Below are 15,890 nucleotides of genomic sequence, written 5' to 3'. Positions count from 1 at the left end.
ATATGAGGCGTATTTACGTTTCAAAAGAAAAGGTGAGTTGTCATCGCTAACCAATAAAGCAGCAGTTAAGCCGCTTTGGTAAACCTAGACTTTCAATCTGATCCCGAGCTTGTTATAAACTCCCCTTTCCTGCTCTTTCGCTGAATTCAGAGGTTTCAATGAACAAAGCACAACTTATCCAACGTATCGCCACTTCGCTTGAACAGTCCCAGGCCAGCACTAAACCTGTTGTCGAACAGATCCTACAACAGATCCATATCGCCTTAAGCGAAGGTGAGAAAGTCTTCCTGCCGCAATTCGGTACCTTCGAGTTACGTTATCATTTACCTAAATCGGGTCGAAATCCACAGACGGGTGAGACAATTGAGATTGCAGGCTTTAACCAGCCAAGCTTTAAGGCGGCGACAGCGCTAAAACAAGCGATAAATGAGTAGTATTGCGGATGTGTAAAATTGCCTCGTGAAAACCACGGGGCTTTTTTATCGGCCAAGATTAACGATATTACGTTGGCAATGAGCTTGGGAGATAAAACGTAACCTGCCCTAGCTGAGTTTGATGTTATAGAGCTTAGAGAGCAGTAACAAAGTCAACCTAAAGCCAGCTACTGACGGCGTGCCAGAGGCTCTATCTCATAAAATAGACAAGTCGCGGTAAAACAAAACGAAAAATCAGTGCTGCAAATGCAAAAAAGCCCCGACTAATGTCGAGGCTTATTTACTATTCAATAAGAATAATGGTACCCGAGGCCAGACTTGAACTGGCACGCTGTTACCAGCGAGGGATTTTAAATCCCTTGTGTCTACCGATTCCACCACTCGGGCAAACTCTAAATATCGCCAGCACTGCTGTTGATATTGTTAACTCTTTGCTTCTATCTATTGATTATATTTCAAATACTTAGATTACGAAGTTTAACGCTTTAGCTCGTTTGAGCTGTCACCATTATAATAATGGTACCCGAGGCCAGACTTGAACTGGCACGCTGTTACCAGCGAGGGATTTTAAATCCCTTGTGTCTACCGATTCCACCACTCGGGCAAACTCTTCATATTAACGACGGGAATCATGTCATTAATATCTTAATATGGAGGCGCGACCCGGAGTCGAACCGAGATCGACGGATTTGCAATCCGCAGCATAGCCATTCTGCCATCGCGCCATCTTTCCAATCATTTAGATTGGAGCGACATATCGGGTTCGAACCGATGACCTATACCTTGGCAAGGTATCGCTCTACCAACTGAGCTAATGTCGCACTTCGATTTCACATCAACTCAAAAAGCAAGGTATCGTATTCCACCTTATCAACTGAGCTAATGTCGCATCACGCAGAGTTAAGATTTTGTTTTCACTTCGTCTCTCGTCTACGGGGAGGCATTCTACCTATTTACGATGCAGTGTCAACCGCTGTTTTATCGATAACTTACTGCTTGCGCACTAAATAATCTCTTTGATCTTTTATTGTGCTATTCAGCCGTTAAATCTTTCCAGGCGGCTAAAATGTAACTCATCATTGACCAGAACGTTAATACGGCAGCGATATATAACAGCACAAATGCCGCGGTGATCATGAGTGGATTGTATTGCCAGATCAGGCCAATAATCGCCACCATCTGCGCCGCCGTTTTATATTTGCCGATCCAAGAAACTGCAACCGTGCCGCGTTTACCTAATTCAGCCATCCACTCCCGCAGGGCTGAAATCACAATTTCACGGCCAATCATAAACAGTGCTGGCAGTGTGAGCCAAATATCAGCGTATTGGTCAACTAATAATACGAGCGCGGTGATCACCATCAGTTTATCAGCGACGGGATCGAGGAAGGCGCCAAAACGGGTCAGTTGCTTGAGTTTACGCGCCGCATAACCGTCTAATGCATCCGTTAACGCAGCCAACCAAAACACAAATGCGGCAACAAAAGGCGTCCAGCTGTAAGGTAAATAAAACAACACCACAAAAATGGGCAGTAAAAAAAGCCTAAAAAGAGTTAATGCTATGGGTAAGTTAAACGGCATGATCAAACCAGTTAGTCAAAAGCAGCGCCAATCTTGCCTTAATTTTATCACCCTCGCAATGCATCATGAATGGTTTGTGCCATTTCTATGCTGATCCCTGGCACTTTCGCTAACTCGGCCACGCTCGCACCCTTCACTTCCTGCAAACCGCCCAAATGTTGGAGTAACGCTTTACGGCGTTTAGGGCCAATGCCCGGAATGGATTCAAGCGTTGAGGTGTTACGGGTTTTCTGACGGCGATTACGATGCCCAGTGATGGCAAAGCGGTGCGATTCATCGCGAATATGTTGAATAAGGTGCAATGCGGGTGAGTCATCCTCAAGGGAAAAGCTCGTTTCTGTGTCACCAAAGATTAAGGTTTCCAGCCCGGGTTTACGGCTCTCCCCCTTTGCCACCCCAATCAGTTGCGGCGCTTTATCTAAATTAACGAACTTCTCATCCACTATTTGCTGCGCGATACGCAGCTGACCCAAACCACCGTCGATAAATAAGATATCAGGAATTTTGCCGCTGGCATCGATTTTATCAAATCGACGACTAATGGCTTGTTTCATCGCGGCATAATCATCGCCTGGCGTAATGCCTTCGATATTGTAACGGCGATACTCGGCCTTATGTGGCCCCTCGCGGTTAAACACCACACAAGAGGCTACCGTGCTCTCACCCATGGTATGGCTGATATCGAAACACTCCATTCGCTGAATCGGCGCATTAAGCTCGAGGATTTCCTCAAGCAAGACAAAACGCTGTTCAACGGTGTTTTTATGGGACAGGCGCGTCATAACCGCATTGGTAGCATTGGTGATCGCGAGGCGTAAAAAACTCGCCCTATCAGCACGCACATTGGTTTTAATGCTGAATTTTTTATTCAACGCCTCAGAGACGGCCGCCTCTAACTCATGCAATTCTTCAAAGTGATGGCTTATCACCACCTCCTTAGGAATAGTGCGTTGAATATCGGCATTTAAATAAAACTGTAGCAGGAAGGAGCGTAAGACTTCTTCGATATCCGTTTGCGCGGGCACCGTTGGATAATAGCTGCGGCTACCAAAAATTTTACCTTCGCGGATAAATAGCAAGTGAAAACAGGCAATGCCCGAGGCATAGTGTACGCCGATAACATCCATATCGCCGGTGTTTCCCGAGACTTCTTGCTGCTCGGCCACGCGGCGCAGCGCCATAATTTGATCGCGAAAACGCGCGGCTTGCTCATAGGCTTGCTGCTCAGCTGCCTCTTCCATCTTAGCCACGAGTTCACTGATAACTTGTTTATCTTTTCCCTTTAGGAACAAACTGGCAAGTTTAACCTGCTCATCATACTCCGCATTACTGACCTTACCGACGCAAGGCGCACTGCAACGGGATAACTGGTACTGCAGGCAGGGGCGAGTGCGGGATTTATAATAGAGATCATCACACTGGCGGATAGGAAACAGCTTTTGCATCAAGTGCAAACTTTCGCGCACCGCGCCGCCATTCGGATAAGGCCCAAAATAATGGCCCTTTTCCCGCTGCGGCCCACGATGATAAGCAAGGCGTGGATGCTCATGCTGACTCAATAAAATATAAGGGTATGACTTATCGTCCCGCAGTAACACATTGTATTTGGGCATGTACTGCTTGATATAGTCATTTTCAAGCAGCAGCGCATCGGTCTCACTGTGGGTGAGTGTCACATCGATATGATGAATATGCGACACCAGCGCCTGGGTTTTGACATTGCCAAGGTTTTTACGGAAATAAGAAGATAAGCGCTTTTTAAGGTCTTTGGCTTTACCCACATAAATGACGTCACCTTTGACGTCATACATGCGATAAACACCCGCCGAAGAGGTGACTGTACGTAAAAAACTCTGGGCGTTAAAACCTGTCGACATCGTTATACACCCACTTTTTTACTTACTATCTTCAAAACAGCTTGATAAATCGTTTTCAAACTCACGCCTAACACACTATATAAGCAGGATTAATTAATGCTAAAGATTAAAAATGGCCAGCATCTAACATTTTATAGCGGATCGCTAAACGGGTCAGCTCCACATCACCACTGATCCCCAGTTTCGCAAATAAGCGGTAACGGTAACTGTTAACGGTTTTTGGGCTTAAGTTGAGCTGCTCCGAAATATCATTGACCTTTTCACCGTTGGTGATCATCAACATAATTTGCAGTTCGCGCTCAGATAAGGCTTTAAACGGATTCTCATCGGCAGGATTAAATTGGCTCAATGCCATTTGTTGGGCTATTTCAGGAGATAAATAGCGCTGCCCACGGGAAACCTGACGTATCGCTTGCAATACTTCAGGTGGCGTCGCACCTTTGGTTAAATAACCAGACGCGCCCGCCTGCATCACTTTACTGGGGAACGGATCTTCGGTGTGCACTGTTAGCACAATAATCTTAGCATGAGGTTGATAACGTAAAATCTTACGCGTCGCTTCGAGTCCGCCCATACCTGGCATATTCATGTCCATTAAGATGACGTCGGCTTCATTTTGTCTCGCCCACTGTACGGCGGTCTCACCATCGGGCGCTTCACCCACAACTTTGATCCCCCGCTCATCTTCTAAGATACGGCGGATCCCAGTTCTCACCAGCTCATGATCGTCAACTAAATATATCGATATCAACTTTATCCACCTTTAACCAATGCTGACTAAGAGAGTTTAGCCAAATCAGAATACCGCAACCGGAATATAGGTTATCAGGGTAATTTAGCCCAACAATGGCATTTCGCAAAGCATAAAATGAATATTGTTAACTAGATGATATTTAAAGAAACAACTTGCTAATTAATGCAGTTTGAAATTAAGAGCTTGTTATGATGAAAGTATGAGTGGAGCTCAGGATTGGGCTAATTGATAAGCTGACGCAAAATATAGCAGGTTTAAAACGCTCATCGAAAATGAAGTCGTGTTGTCCTGTAAATGCAAAAAGCCGCTAATTGCTTAGCGGCTTTTTAGCCGACTATTGTGCTGGAGCAGCGCTTAGCATGAAGAACCCGGGTTCAAATTGCATAAACAAAAAAGCCATCATTGCTGATGGCTTTTCCGTGAAATATGGCGGAGGAGCAGGGATTTGAACCCTGGGTGGGCTATAAACCCACGCCGGTTTTCAAGACCGGTGCATTAAACCACTCTGCCACCCCTCCGAACGAGCGAGATAATATACATCTCGCCCAAAGCTGTAAACTTAAATTTATTATTATTTGAATTGATTGGCGATTTGATATCCAGCTGGCGATGAAATCATCGCTTTCAGGGCGATTTTTGATCTGTTGCTATTTCTGCTCACTAAAAACCAGCATGACAACAACATTACCTAAGTCACTTTTGAATAGATTAAAGAATCGCGAGCACTTTTTTAAGGTGGCGGCTTCCTATGAAAAAGATGAAGTATAAATAGGGATCGTAGGAGAAGGTTAATCCAAACCTTAAAAATCAACTTCTTCATATCTGAACATAATGATTATCAAGACAATCGCAGATACGCCTTTTGGCAATGTAATCAAACATCTCATACCGTGGAACCAGATGCAAAAAGGCCGCTAATTGTTTAGCGGCCTTTTTGACTGACATTACATAAACAAAAAGGCCATCATTGCTGATGGCCTTTCCGTGAAATATGGCGGAGGAGCAGGGATTTGAACCCTGGGTGGGCTATAAACCCACGCCGGTTTTCAAGACCGGTGCATTAAACCACTCTGCCACCCCTCCGAACGCCGCAAATAATATAAGCATCATCGGTGCTTGTAAACAGCAATTTTTGAATATTGTGTCAAATGCTCATCTTATGTTCAGACGGATGAATTTTCAGGCGAATAGCCAACATATTTTCAGCAATATCTGGGTAAAGCAGCATAAAAACACCTATACAGTAAGAGACTTGCCCTCTCGGTATGGTAAAATCGCGGTAACTTTTCACGGTAAATGCTTATATGAATTCACTCTTGATACCTTCATCCTCACTCGCCCCTGAATTTAATCTTCCCGTCCTGTCGCAATTGCCAACAGGATATAAAGCGTTGCTTTTAGGTCAAGAGCGCGTATTGGATGCCTTTAAGTTACATAACGCCATTGCCGATCAACAACTGTATCTCGCAGACTTTCCTGGCATCGATAGACTATTAATGATCAAAGCATTAATGGAAACGCTTGAGCCATTGCCGGCAGCTTATCTGGTGGCAAAGCGCCCCGAAGATAAAACCATTCAATTCCATTGGCAATATGAAGCGCCGCAGGACAACCAAGGCTCAATTGCTGAAAAGCATGTCAGTTATCGCTATCTGAGTGGCAATATCCGCCGTTCAGACCTACTTGGCCGTATGGTGCAATCAGGTAATAGCAGTAAATATCAAGCGGGTGCATTGGCCGAATGCCATTATGTATTTATCTGCGCCGAATCCCTGTGGAAACGAGAAGGCTTATGGGATTTGCTGCTGCAAATCCTGACACAGAAAGAGTATCAAATCAGTCACAACCTAAGCCCAATCCCATTAAATTGTAAAATTATTTTAATTGGCGCGGGTTTAATCTATAGCCAAATTAGGTCTGAAGATTGGCAATTTCAACGCCACTTTAACCTGTTGGCAGAACTGGCGGGTGAACTGGATTTGACCCGTTTTAAAGAAGCGCAATATGCCAGTTGGCTACAAACGGTGGCACAAAGTGTCGATGTCACATTAGAACAATCCAGTCTTGCCCCACTCTTTAGACACAGTGCTAGATTAACTGAGCATCAACGTCGCTTAAGTCTCTCAATGCTAGATTTGGCGCAGTTAATGGCGCAGGCAAAAGTCTATCGCGGTAAATCAACAATTAATGCAGCCAGCATTGAACGTGCGCTATCGCAAGCCAATTATCGCCATAACAGCTCTGAAGAATTTTCAAGCCAAAGTTTTGATGACAATTTCATAAATCTGCCAACTACGGGCGCTATGGTAGGACAAATTAATGGTCTTACTGTTATCGATGCGATTGATCACTGCTATGGTGAACCAGCTCGGATCACCGCTACGGTACACTATGGTGACGGTGAAGTTGCAGATATTGAAAGAAAGTCAGAGCTGGGCGGTAATATCCATGCAAAGGGTATGATGATCCTTTCAGCCTGTTTATATCGTATCTTTGGTCGCGATGCGCCATTGCACCTAAATGCCAATATTGTATTTGAGCAATCCTATCAGGAGATCGATGGCGATAGCGCCTCGCTTGCAGAATATTGCTGCTTGATGTCAGCCATTGCCGAACAGCCGATTATTCAATCGTTAGCCATAACAGGTGCATTGGATCAATTTGGTAATGTGCAAGCTATCGGTGGTATTAATGAAAAAATTGAAGGCTTTTTTAATCTTTGTGAACGCCGAGGCTTAACCGGTGAGCAAGGTGTAATTATGCCCAAGTCAAATATATTACAGCTTAATCTACACCCCAAAGTGATTACAGCTGTAGGCAAAGGCTTGTTCCATATTTATGCCATTGAACATATGGATGAAGCGGTCGAGCTATTGATGCAGATGCCCGCTGGCGTTGCCGATGAAGATAATGACTTCCCAGCAGAATCCTTATATGGTCTAGTGCAACAACGATTAGACAAGCTAGCTGGTAACGGTGAAGAAGAAATAGGCTTAATGACGAGATTACTCGCAAAACTAGGATTTTTTCGACATTAATTAGCTGATCGGAGTTGTTTAGCTTACACGTGTTCGCTAATCTTGGCGCTCTTATTGCTGGAGTAGTAAAACAATGAATAAAGCAAACAGTTTCAACAAAGAAGAACTTATCGCCTGTGGCCATGGGAAATTATTTGGTCCAAACTCCCCTCGCCTCCCCGTAGACAACATGCTGATGATCGACAGGATCATCACCATCAATGACAACGGTGGTGAGTTTGGAAAAGGTGAAATTGTTGCCGAACTCGACATTAAGCCAGAATTATGGTTTTTTGACTGCCACTTTATCACTGACCCAGTTATGCCGGGTTGCTTAGGCTTAGATGCCATGTGGCAACTGGTTGGTTTTTACCTAGGCTGGGAAGGTGCTGAAGGCAAAGGTCGCGCTTTAGGTGTGGGTGAAGTGAAGTTTACAGGTCAAGTATTACCCGGCGCGAAAAAGGTCACTTATAAGCTCAATATCAAACGTACCATCCACCGTAAATTAGTAATGGGTATTGCCGATGCCATCCTTGAAGTAGATGGACGTCAAATTTACAGTGCAACCGACCTTAAAGTCGGTGTATTTAGCGATACTTCGACCTTCTAACCTGCTTTACCCGGCAATATTCAATAGAGACAAAAATGCCCTCATCTGAGGGCAATTATGCTGCATTACTCTGTTTGTTCTGGGCTATTTAATTAATGAGCAAAACGCCATTATTTATTAAATAGCCCATTAACTCGGCCATCCACACCTTCACGCCAACCACCTAACCACTGTGACCGCGAATCAAGATTTGCATAAGGACAGAGCTCCTTAGAGCGTCCACCAACACCAGCTTGGAATCCTTTTGAAAAAGCTCTGTCTAAACGATCTCGTTTTTGTCTTTTCATGCAAGCGTCCTCTGTTCTACGTGAAATAGAAGCAACAGCTTCAACCATAGGAATAGTGCTTTTCAGCGCCGAGATCAATCAAAAAATCGTTCATTTTATCGACTATTTATTAAACTATTGAGATCATGATTAAAAAAAATCGAGGCATTTTGCCTCGATTTTTTTAGTCTGAATTCAAGCTTAAAAACTAGCGAACCCGACGTCGTAACCAAACTAAGGGTAAGGCTAATAACCACGCGAAAGATGCTGCGCCTTTACGTTCATAATTTCCCGTATCAGTACTTTCATCCACGGTACATGCTTCACCGTTAGTGGTAGGTTTAAGCACAACCATACGTGGAATATAAGCTGTCACAGGGTCACCATTACCACTGAGTTCAAACAGAGGTAGGCCATTTTCACCAACGATAATGTTGCCATCTTTATCGAGTTGGTATGAAGGCTTGCGAATGAATGCAGTACCAACGATAGTACCCTCTTCATTTATACTGGCAGCTTCGACAATGAGAATATCACTGTTATAGCTTAATACCTTGCCTGTTCCATCCTTAACTTCAACCTTGTGGCGAGCCCAATTACCATCAGCCCCCTTTTCAAAACCTTTAGATTCACAGGTCAGCAAATTATTGAGGTTATTGAATTCACCCGTTGATTTCTCATACAGGAAGCCTGCCTTAGGGCGTGGCTTTTCTTTATCATAGGTGGTTTCAATATAACCAACGACTTGATCTTTGTTATTGATATCTTTAGCTTTGCTAGATAAATCTGTGGTTGTCGCAGCAAAATCATTAGGCGTCACATAAGGCACATCTGGGGTATTAATATCAAAATAGAAGAATTTATCGCGTTGGTAACCTTGGATATAACTACGATAACTTCCCACAACAATTCCATTGTCGTTTACATCGTAGGCAATAGAGCTCAAAATTGAGTCTCCCATTGGGATCCAATGGTATTGATATTTACCCTCTGCATCTTTGGTCCAATAGGCCGCATCTTGACGTAATCTATCGGTATTACCGTTACGGTAAACATGTGAGCGACCAGCCACCACACCGTCGTTATTCACGCCTAATGCCTGTGCAGTAAATGTCAATGTATTGTCACTGGCGGGAGTTAATCCTAGCGGTAACTCAGTGCCAGTAGCAGTGCCATTATCTAATTGCCAAACATAAGCACGGGTTTGGTACTGGATGTTACGCGTGCCTTGAGCATTAGGATATTGCTCACGCTGAATACACACATCTAATGGCAAAGTGTTATCAGTACCTAAACAGTAAGCAACCCGATCACCACCATACTTGCTGATATTAGTGCTGGCATAACCCACCACTAAGTTATTATTGTTAACTGCCGTTGCCGCAGACCAACCACCGAGCTCTACAGTCTTATCATCCTTAACATATTGAGTATAAGGAGGTGGTAATGGGATCTCGATGTCACCCACTTTGGCAACACCACGGTACTCATAATCGCGATAATACCAATAGTCGGTTGCATTATCTGTGGTTGCAGTATTTTCTGTCTTCTTTTCAGGGGCAGTCATGCTGCCAACTTTCACACCCGCATCATTGATGCCGTAGTAAAAAGTATCAACTGAATTCACAACCGAAGAATCACTTGGTGGCGTGGTACCATTGATGCTGTCAAAGGTTGGCTTCCACGCACCAGTGGCACCATTTTGCGCAGCGATAAAGGCAAAGTTATTCGCAATAATGGCCGCTGTAATTGAATAGGTGATAGTTTCCTCTGAGGCAATACCATCTTCAACATCAATCACACCACCTTCAACATCGGATGTACTGAGTTTTTTCTTGCCTTTGGCGATACCGACCAGTTCATCGTTGCCATTAACACCTAAAGCGTAGCCATTACGCGTACCTTGGAGGGTGTCTGCAAGTGGTAGATCATAATTATCAATGTTAACAATTTCATAGACTGGTGCAGCATGGGCACTGTGCAATACGCCAAGGACACCTAAGGCAACCAAGGACAGGGCTTTATCCAACTTTAACTTCATTAATTCAATTCCCATTTTTATTATTGGTTTACTTCTGTGACTCAAGCTCTTCCCATCGCTCGAAGCAAACTTCCAATTGCTTTTCTTTATCCGCTAACAAGCTCAATACCTGATTGATTTTATCCTGCGTCTGACTATAAAAATCTGGGCTTGCCACTGTGGTTTGTAAATCGAGGATTTCGGCCTCTAATTTCTCCATCAACTCTGGCATTGCCTCTAACTCACGCTGTAATTTATAAGACAGTTTTTTTGCGGCTTTGGCAGGCTCAGCCACTTTAACCTCAGCGTTTTTTGCCGTCGCAGGAGCTTCGACCGTGTTTGCTTGACTAGGTTCCTCAGAATAAAACTTTGCACCTTGATCGATAGCATCCTGGTAACCGCCAACATACTCAGTCCAGTGACCATTACCGGCATACCACCAACTGCTGGTCACGGTATTATCGATAAACGCCCGGTCATGGCTGACCAGCAACAACGTGCCTTCATATTCAGTCAGCAGCGACTCTAGCAATTCTAGGGTCTCAATATCAAGATCGTTTGTTGGTTCGTCCAGAATGATAAGGTTTGCGGGACGAATGAGTAACTTCGCCAGTAATAAACGGTTTTTCTCTCCGCCTGATAGCGCCTTTACTGGCGTTCTGGCACGCATTGGTGAGAACAAGAAATCCTGCAAATAACTTAAAATATGGCGATCTTGACCATTGATAGTGATGGTCTTTTTACCCTCACCCACGTTATCTTCAACAGTTTGCTCAGGATCCAGTGCTTCACGGTATTGGTCAAAGTAGGCGATTTCGAGCTTAGTACCGACTTTCACTTCACCCGATTGAGGTTGTAACTTCTCAATCAATAATTTAATTAAGGTCGATTTACCACAGCCGTTAGGGCCTATAAGCGCAATACGATCACCACGCATCACTGTGATATTGAAGTTTTTGACCAGATTTTTATCAGGTAAATTATAGTTTAAGTCCTTCACATCAAAGACCAATTTACCAGAACGCTCAGTATCGGCCACCGCCATTTTGGCATTACCCTGACGATTCAAGCGCTCACTGCGTTCTTGACGCAAGGCTTTTAACGCACGCACACGGCCTTCGTTACGGGTGCGACGCGCCTTAACACCTTGGCGGATCCAGACTTCTTCTTCGGCTAAGCGCTTATCAAATAATGCGTTTTTCTCAGCCTCGACCCGCAGCCATTCTTGTTTACCATCAAGATAGGCTTGATAATTACCGGGCCATGAAGTCACGACACCGCGATCTAAATCCACAATCCGCGTGGCCATGCGAGCAATAAAGCCCCTGTCGTGGCTGATAAACACGATGGCGCCTTGGAAATCCAGTAGGAATTTTTCTAGCCACTCAATAGTATCAATATCGAGGTGGTTGGTTGGCTCATCGAGTAGCAATAAATCTGGCGCGCTGACTAACGCACGGGCAAGTGCCACTTTACGTTGCCAACCCCCAGATAATTCACTTAAAGATTTATCGGGATCTAACCCCAAAAGCTCACAATTTTGATTGATCCGCGAGTCAAGTTGCCAACCATTATGGTGGTCTAACGTCTCCTGCAACTTTTGCATTTGATTGAGCATGCGCTCCATTTGCTCAGGCTCAGCAAAAGCGACATCGTGGGATAATTGATGGTATTGCTCTAGAGCTTCACCTACTTCTTTTAAACCTGCAGCAATGTAAGCGTAAACCGTACCCTGCTCAGCTTTAGGTGGATCTTGCTGTAACCGACTGACCGTGACGCTACCATCGATGTTAAATTCACCTTCATCGAGCAGCACATCGCCGGATAAAATCTTTAATAGACTCGACTTGCCTGCACCGTTACGGCCAACAATACAGACCCGCTCGCCGCGCTCAATAGTAAAATCAGCATGCTGTAATAGCGGGGTGTAACCATAGGCTAACGAGCCATTATTGATACGAACCAGACTCAAACTAAGCTCCTAAAAATTCTTGTAATTGCGTGGCATCAAAGGGCCAACTTAAATAACGCTCGTCCAGGGCTTTAACCACAGGAATCGACACGCCATAACGCTCTGCTAGGGTTTCATCATCGCAAATATCGATGGCCGTAAAAGGCACCTCGGCGGCATTTAATAATGCCGCCGCCAGTTCGCATAAATGGCAACCTTCGGTGTGATACAACACATAGCTTGCCTGCAATGCATTATTTATCTGCATGGGTAATTAACCAGGTGTTATGGATATGAGGATTACGTTTGTAATCCAGCGGCAACGTCATGTCGTCGATGTTTTGCACCTTAATTTTCATTTTGGTTAAAGTTTCAGTGTCCATCTTAAACTTGCGCTTATTGTTGGAGAACACCAATTCACCGTTTGGACTTAACAGCTTGATTAGCATACCGAGTAAATTCACATGATCACGTTGCACATCGAAAGAATCTTCCATGCGCTTGGAGTTGGAGAAGGTAGGCGGATCGATAAAAATTAAATCGTATTGTTCGTTACAATCGCGGATCCACTGCAAACAGTCAGCCTGAACAAATTCATATTGCTTGCCAGACAAATTATTAAGGGCAAAGTTCTCTTTCGCCCAAGCAAGGTATGTGTTTGACATATCAACCGTCGTGACCGATTTTGCGCCGCCTAATGCAGCATGCACTGAGGCAGAACCTGTGTAAGAGAACAAATTCAGTACCCGGCGGCCCTTAGATTTTTGCCCCACTAAACGGCGAGTTAATCGATGATCGAGGAACAGCCCAGTATCTAAATAACCCGTCAGGTTTAGCTTAAATTTAGCGCCATATTCAGTCGTGGTAAGCTCTAACTTACGTTCATCCAACTTTTGATATTGGTTAGTGCCCTTTTGACGCTCGCGGGTCTTCATAATGATTTTGTGTGGATTAACGCCAATGGCCGCAGGCAAAGCCAGCAGCACATCACTTAAACGACGTTTAGTGACGGCCTCAGGAATACTGGCTGGTGCCATGTATTCTTGTACCACAACATAATCAAGATACTTATCGACTGCGACGTTATATTCAGGAATGTCAGCATCATAGAGGCGATAACTATCAATCCCCTCTTTTTGGGCCCACTTCTCAAATTGCTTAGCGTTTTTCTTTATACGGTTAGCAAAAGCAGGCGCGATATCGGCAATATCGACACCCTCTGGCAACAATGGCGTATCGCGGCGAGTACTCTGTGCGTGAAGCGTGTATAAGTTAAAAGCGCACTCTAACGCACCGTTAAACATCTTCATCTGTTTATCGGCTTTGAGTTTCAATGCCGAGATAAGCTCGATATCGCTACACAGCATGGCCACTTTCCAGCCACCAAATTCTTTTTTGAATTTATCGCCTAATTGATAGTACAGCTGCAACAGCTCAGACACACTGCCTAAACGCTCACCGTAGGGAGGGTTGGTGATGAGGTAACCTTCAGCCGCTGGCGGCTCAACATTAAGGGCATTTGCCACCTTAAACTCAATTAATTCAAGCACGCCTGCATTTTGCGCGTTGCGTTTTGCTAACGCCACTAAGCGTGAGTCGATATCGGAGCCATAGAACTTCACTTCGCAGCGCTTTACTCCTAACGATGCACGCGCTTTAGCTTCTTCGACAATTTCGTGCCAAGTGGCCTTATCGTGACGACGCCAATGTTCGAAACCAAAACGGCTGCGTTGTAAACCAGGAGCAATATCGGCGGCCATCAAAGCCGCTTCAATCAGCACTGTACCGCTACCGCAGAAGGGATCGAGTAAGGTAGTCGGCGCGGCTTTCCAGCCACTGCGAACTAGCATATTCGCCGCGAGATTTTCTTTTAAAGGCGCTTCACCCGTGGTTGAACGGTAACCACGTTGGTGCAGTGATGGGCCAGAAAAATTCATCGCAATGGTAATGACCCCATTGCGAAAATGGGCATCAACTTTAATGTCGGCATCGATACGGGCGACGTTTGGACGGGCATCACCGTCATCACGGAAACGGTCAACAATCGCATCTTTAATCTTTAGCGCGCCAAACTGGGTATTGTTAATAAAACCACCCGTGCCATGGAAATCGATACTAAAGGTGTTGCGATTAGAGAAATGTGCTGACCAATCAATACAGTAGGCTGCATTATATAACTGCTCCGCCGACTCACAGGGTCCCTTATAGATCACCAGTACAATACGGCTGGCTAAACGCGTCCACAGGGTAATGCGATAGGCTAAAGCCAGAGGCGCGGTAAAATAGACACCGGCTACACTTTCTTTAATCTCGGTCGCACCAAATTCTGTCAGTTCTTGGGCTAAGCTATATTCAAAGCCCTTAGGGGCGGCAGCAAAAAAATTAAGCATGGGATAATCAATACGCAGTCAAAATCAAACCGACATTATACCTGCGAAGCCACATAAAAGATAAACAGTTATTAGCCAAAACTCGATTTAGTCAGGTAGTTAATCCACATTTAACCCATTAAAATCCGATATCACGGTCAATACTGGGTAAATTCCCCGCACTACGCTTTATATTTAAGCATTCGTCCGCTTTTTTAGAATTCCTCCTTGCAATGCCACAGCGCTGCCGTTATAGTCTGCCCCGCTTTGAAGACGGACGCGGGATGGAGCAGCATGGTAGCTCGTCGGGCTCATAACCCGAAGGTCGTTGGTTCAAATCCAGCTCCCGCAACCATTTAAAGCAAATATAAGTAATACAGATAGATATCGGACGCGGGATGGAGCAGCATGGTAGCTCGTCGGGCTCATAACCCGAAGGTCGTTGGTTCAAATCCAGCTCCCGCAACCAATTTAGATGTATACGTTTATAAAAAGAAATAGCTCGTCGGGCTCAACTCTTTATAAACAACAGCGAAGGTCGTCGGTTCAAATCCGGCTCCCGCAACCAATTCTAAGATGACAGAATTAAAACAGTGATCAGCAGCGTTAATCGGACGCGGGATGGAGCAGCATGGTAGCTCGTCGGGCTCATAACCCGAAGGTCGTCGGTTCAAATCCGGCTCCCGCAACCAATTCTAAGATGACAGAATTAAAACAGTTATCAGCAGCGTTACTCGGACGCGGGATGGAGCAGCATGGTAGCTCGTCGGGCTCATAACCCGAAGGTCGTTGGTTCAAATCCAGCTCCCGCAACCAATTTAACAATGATAATGACCAGACCAGCATCAGCTGGTTTTTTTGTGTCCGAAATTTATCGTACTGAGTTTCACCATGCTAGCTTGTCGGGCTCAACCCTTTATAAACAACAGGCGAAGGTCGTTGGTTCAAATCCAGCTCCCGCAACCAATTTAACAATGGTAACGACCAGACCAGCATCAGCTGGTTTTTTTG

General features: G+C 44.9%; 11 protein-coding genes and 10 tRNA genes. 7 read left to right on the top strand and 14 right to left on the bottom strand.

The features are described from left to right. Positions 1 to 158 precede the first annotated feature (158 nt). Positions 159 to 434 (top strand): HU family DNA-binding protein, encoded by a 276-nt coding sequence (locus HG547_RS01530; protein ID WP_011622331.1) that lies wholly within the window; start codon positions 159 to 161, stop codon positions 432 to 434. Positions 435 to 734: 300 nt separating this feature from the next. Here the strand turns inward: HG547_RS01530 and HG547_RS01525 are convergent. The 9 genes from HG547_RS01525 to HG547_RS01485 all read right to left on the bottom strand — a co-directional run bounded on the left by HG547_RS01525 (position 735) and on the right by HG547_RS01485 (position 5,729). Continuing rightward, positions 735 to 821: transfer RNA gene (locus HG547_RS01525), tRNA-Leu, on the bottom strand. Positions 822 to 951: 130 nt separating this feature from the next. Continuing rightward, a tRNA-Leu gene (locus HG547_RS01520) sits at positions 952 to 1,038 on the bottom strand. A gap of 47 nt (positions 1,039 to 1,085) precedes the next feature. Beyond that, positions 1,086 to 1,159 (bottom strand) — tRNA-Cys (locus HG547_RS01515). A 20-nt stretch (positions 1,160 to 1,179) separates the two neighbouring features. Continuing rightward, positions 1,180 to 1,255, bottom strand: a tRNA-Gly gene (locus tag HG547_RS01510). A gap of 211 nt (positions 1,256 to 1,466) precedes the next feature. Continuing rightward, positions 1,467 to 2,015, bottom strand: a complete 549-nt coding sequence (gene pgsA / locus HG547_RS01505; protein WP_037417386.1) for a CDP-diacylglycerol--glycerol-3-phosphate 3-phosphatidyltransferase — start codon at positions 2,013 to 2,015, stop codon at positions 1,467 to 1,469. Positions 2,016 to 2,062: 47 nt separating this feature from the next. Further along, positions 2,063 to 3,892 carry an excinuclease ABC subunit UvrC gene (gene uvrC / locus HG547_RS01500; protein ID WP_011071973.1) on the bottom strand — a complete coding sequence of 610 codons (1,830 nt, stop codon included), beginning with the start codon at positions 3,890 to 3,892 and terminating at the stop codon, positions 2,063 to 2,065. Between the two features lie 106 nt (positions 3,893 to 3,998). After that, positions 3,999 to 4,643: a UvrY/SirA/GacA family response regulator transcription factor gene (gene uvrY / locus HG547_RS01495; protein ID WP_011622328.1), complete on the bottom strand. Its 645-nt coding sequence runs from the start codon at positions 4,641 to 4,643 to the stop codon at positions 3,999 to 4,001. 430 nt (positions 4,644 to 5,073) lie between these two features. Further along, positions 5,074 to 5,164: transfer RNA gene (locus tag HG547_RS01490), tRNA-Ser, on the bottom strand. Between the two features lie 474 nt (positions 5,165 to 5,638). Continuing rightward, a tRNA-Ser gene (locus HG547_RS01485) sits at positions 5,639 to 5,729 on the bottom strand. Positions 5,730 to 5,950: 221 nt separating this feature from the next. Between HG547_RS01485 and HG547_RS01480 the strand changes: the two genes are divergently transcribed. Both HG547_RS01480 and fabA read left to right on the top strand, forming a co-directional pair. Further along, positions 5,951 to 7,684 (top strand): AAA family ATPase, encoded by a 1,734-nt coding sequence (locus tag HG547_RS01480; RefSeq protein ID WP_037417378.1) that lies wholly within the window; start codon positions 5,951 to 5,953, stop codon positions 7,682 to 7,684. 73 nt (positions 7,685 to 7,757) lie between these two features. Beyond that, positions 7,758 to 8,273 carry a bifunctional 3-hydroxydecanoyl-ACP dehydratase/trans-2-decenoyl-ACP isomerase gene (fabA, locus tag HG547_RS01475; RefSeq protein ID WP_011071970.1) on the top strand — a complete coding sequence of 172 codons (516 nt, stop codon included), beginning with the start codon at positions 7,758 to 7,760 and terminating at the stop codon, positions 8,271 to 8,273. A 110-nt stretch (positions 8,274 to 8,383) separates the two neighbouring features. On the opposite strand, the gene rmf is transcribed toward fabA, so the two are convergent. The 5 genes from rmf to rlmKL all read right to left on the bottom strand — a co-directional run bounded on the left by rmf (position 8,384) and on the right by rlmKL (position 14,900). Next, positions 8,384 to 8,560, bottom strand: a complete 177-nt coding sequence (rmf, locus tag HG547_RS01470) for a ribosome modulation factor (RefSeq protein WP_006082074.1) — start codon at positions 8,558 to 8,560, stop codon at positions 8,384 to 8,386. Between the two features lie 187 nt (positions 8,561 to 8,747). Further along, positions 8,748 to 10,580 (bottom strand): DUF3466 family protein, encoded by a 1,833-nt coding sequence (locus tag HG547_RS01465; RefSeq protein ID WP_169546698.1) that lies wholly within the window; start codon positions 10,578 to 10,580, stop codon positions 8,748 to 8,750. 28 nt (positions 10,581 to 10,608) lie between these two features. Then, positions 10,609 to 12,531, bottom strand: a complete 1,923-nt coding sequence (locus HG547_RS01460; RefSeq protein WP_169546696.1) for an ABC transporter ATP-binding protein — start codon at positions 12,529 to 12,531, stop codon at positions 10,609 to 10,611. A gap of 1 nt (position 12,532) precedes the next feature. After that, positions 12,533 to 12,778, bottom strand: coding sequence for a glutaredoxin family protein (locus tag HG547_RS01455; RefSeq protein ID WP_037417366.1), 246 nt, complete (start codon positions 12,776 to 12,778; stop codon positions 12,533 to 12,535). Next, the gene (gene rlmKL / locus HG547_RS01450; RefSeq protein ID WP_169546694.1) at positions 12,765 to 14,900 is read right to left on the bottom strand and encodes a bifunctional 23S rRNA (guanine(2069)-N(7))-methyltransferase RlmK/23S rRNA (guanine(2445)-N(2))-methyltransferase RlmL; all 2,136 of its coding nucleotides are present in this window, start codon (positions 14,898 to 14,900) and stop codon (positions 12,765 to 12,767) included. Before rlmKL ends, HG547_RS01455 begins: the two co-directional genes overlap by 14 nt. 257 nt (positions 14,901 to 15,157) lie before the next feature. Between rlmKL and HG547_RS01445 the strand changes: the two genes are divergently transcribed. The 4 genes from HG547_RS01445 to HG547_RS01430 all read left to right on the top strand — a co-directional run bounded on the left by HG547_RS01445 (position 15,158) and on the right by HG547_RS01430 (position 15,695). Then, positions 15,158 to 15,234, top strand: a tRNA-Met gene (locus HG547_RS01445). Between the two features lie 37 nt (positions 15,235 to 15,271). Beyond that, positions 15,272 to 15,348 (top strand) — tRNA-Met (locus HG547_RS01440). Positions 15,349 to 15,494: 146 nt separating this feature from the next. Next, a tRNA-Met gene (locus tag HG547_RS01435) sits at positions 15,495 to 15,571 on the top strand. Positions 15,572 to 15,618: 47 nt separating this feature from the next. Further along, positions 15,619 to 15,695: transfer RNA gene (locus HG547_RS01430), tRNA-Met, on the top strand. Positions 15,696 to 15,890 lie beyond the last annotated feature (195 nt).

It is taken from the genome of Shewanella sp. DNRA4, from assembly GCF_012843185.1.
In the GTDB taxonomy this organism is placed as follows: domain Bacteria; phylum Pseudomonadota; class Gammaproteobacteria; order Enterobacterales; family Shewanellaceae; genus Shewanella; species Shewanella xiamenensis.
Note: the sequence above shows the minus strand (reverse complement) of the source record. Positions and strands in the feature narration are given on the sequence as shown.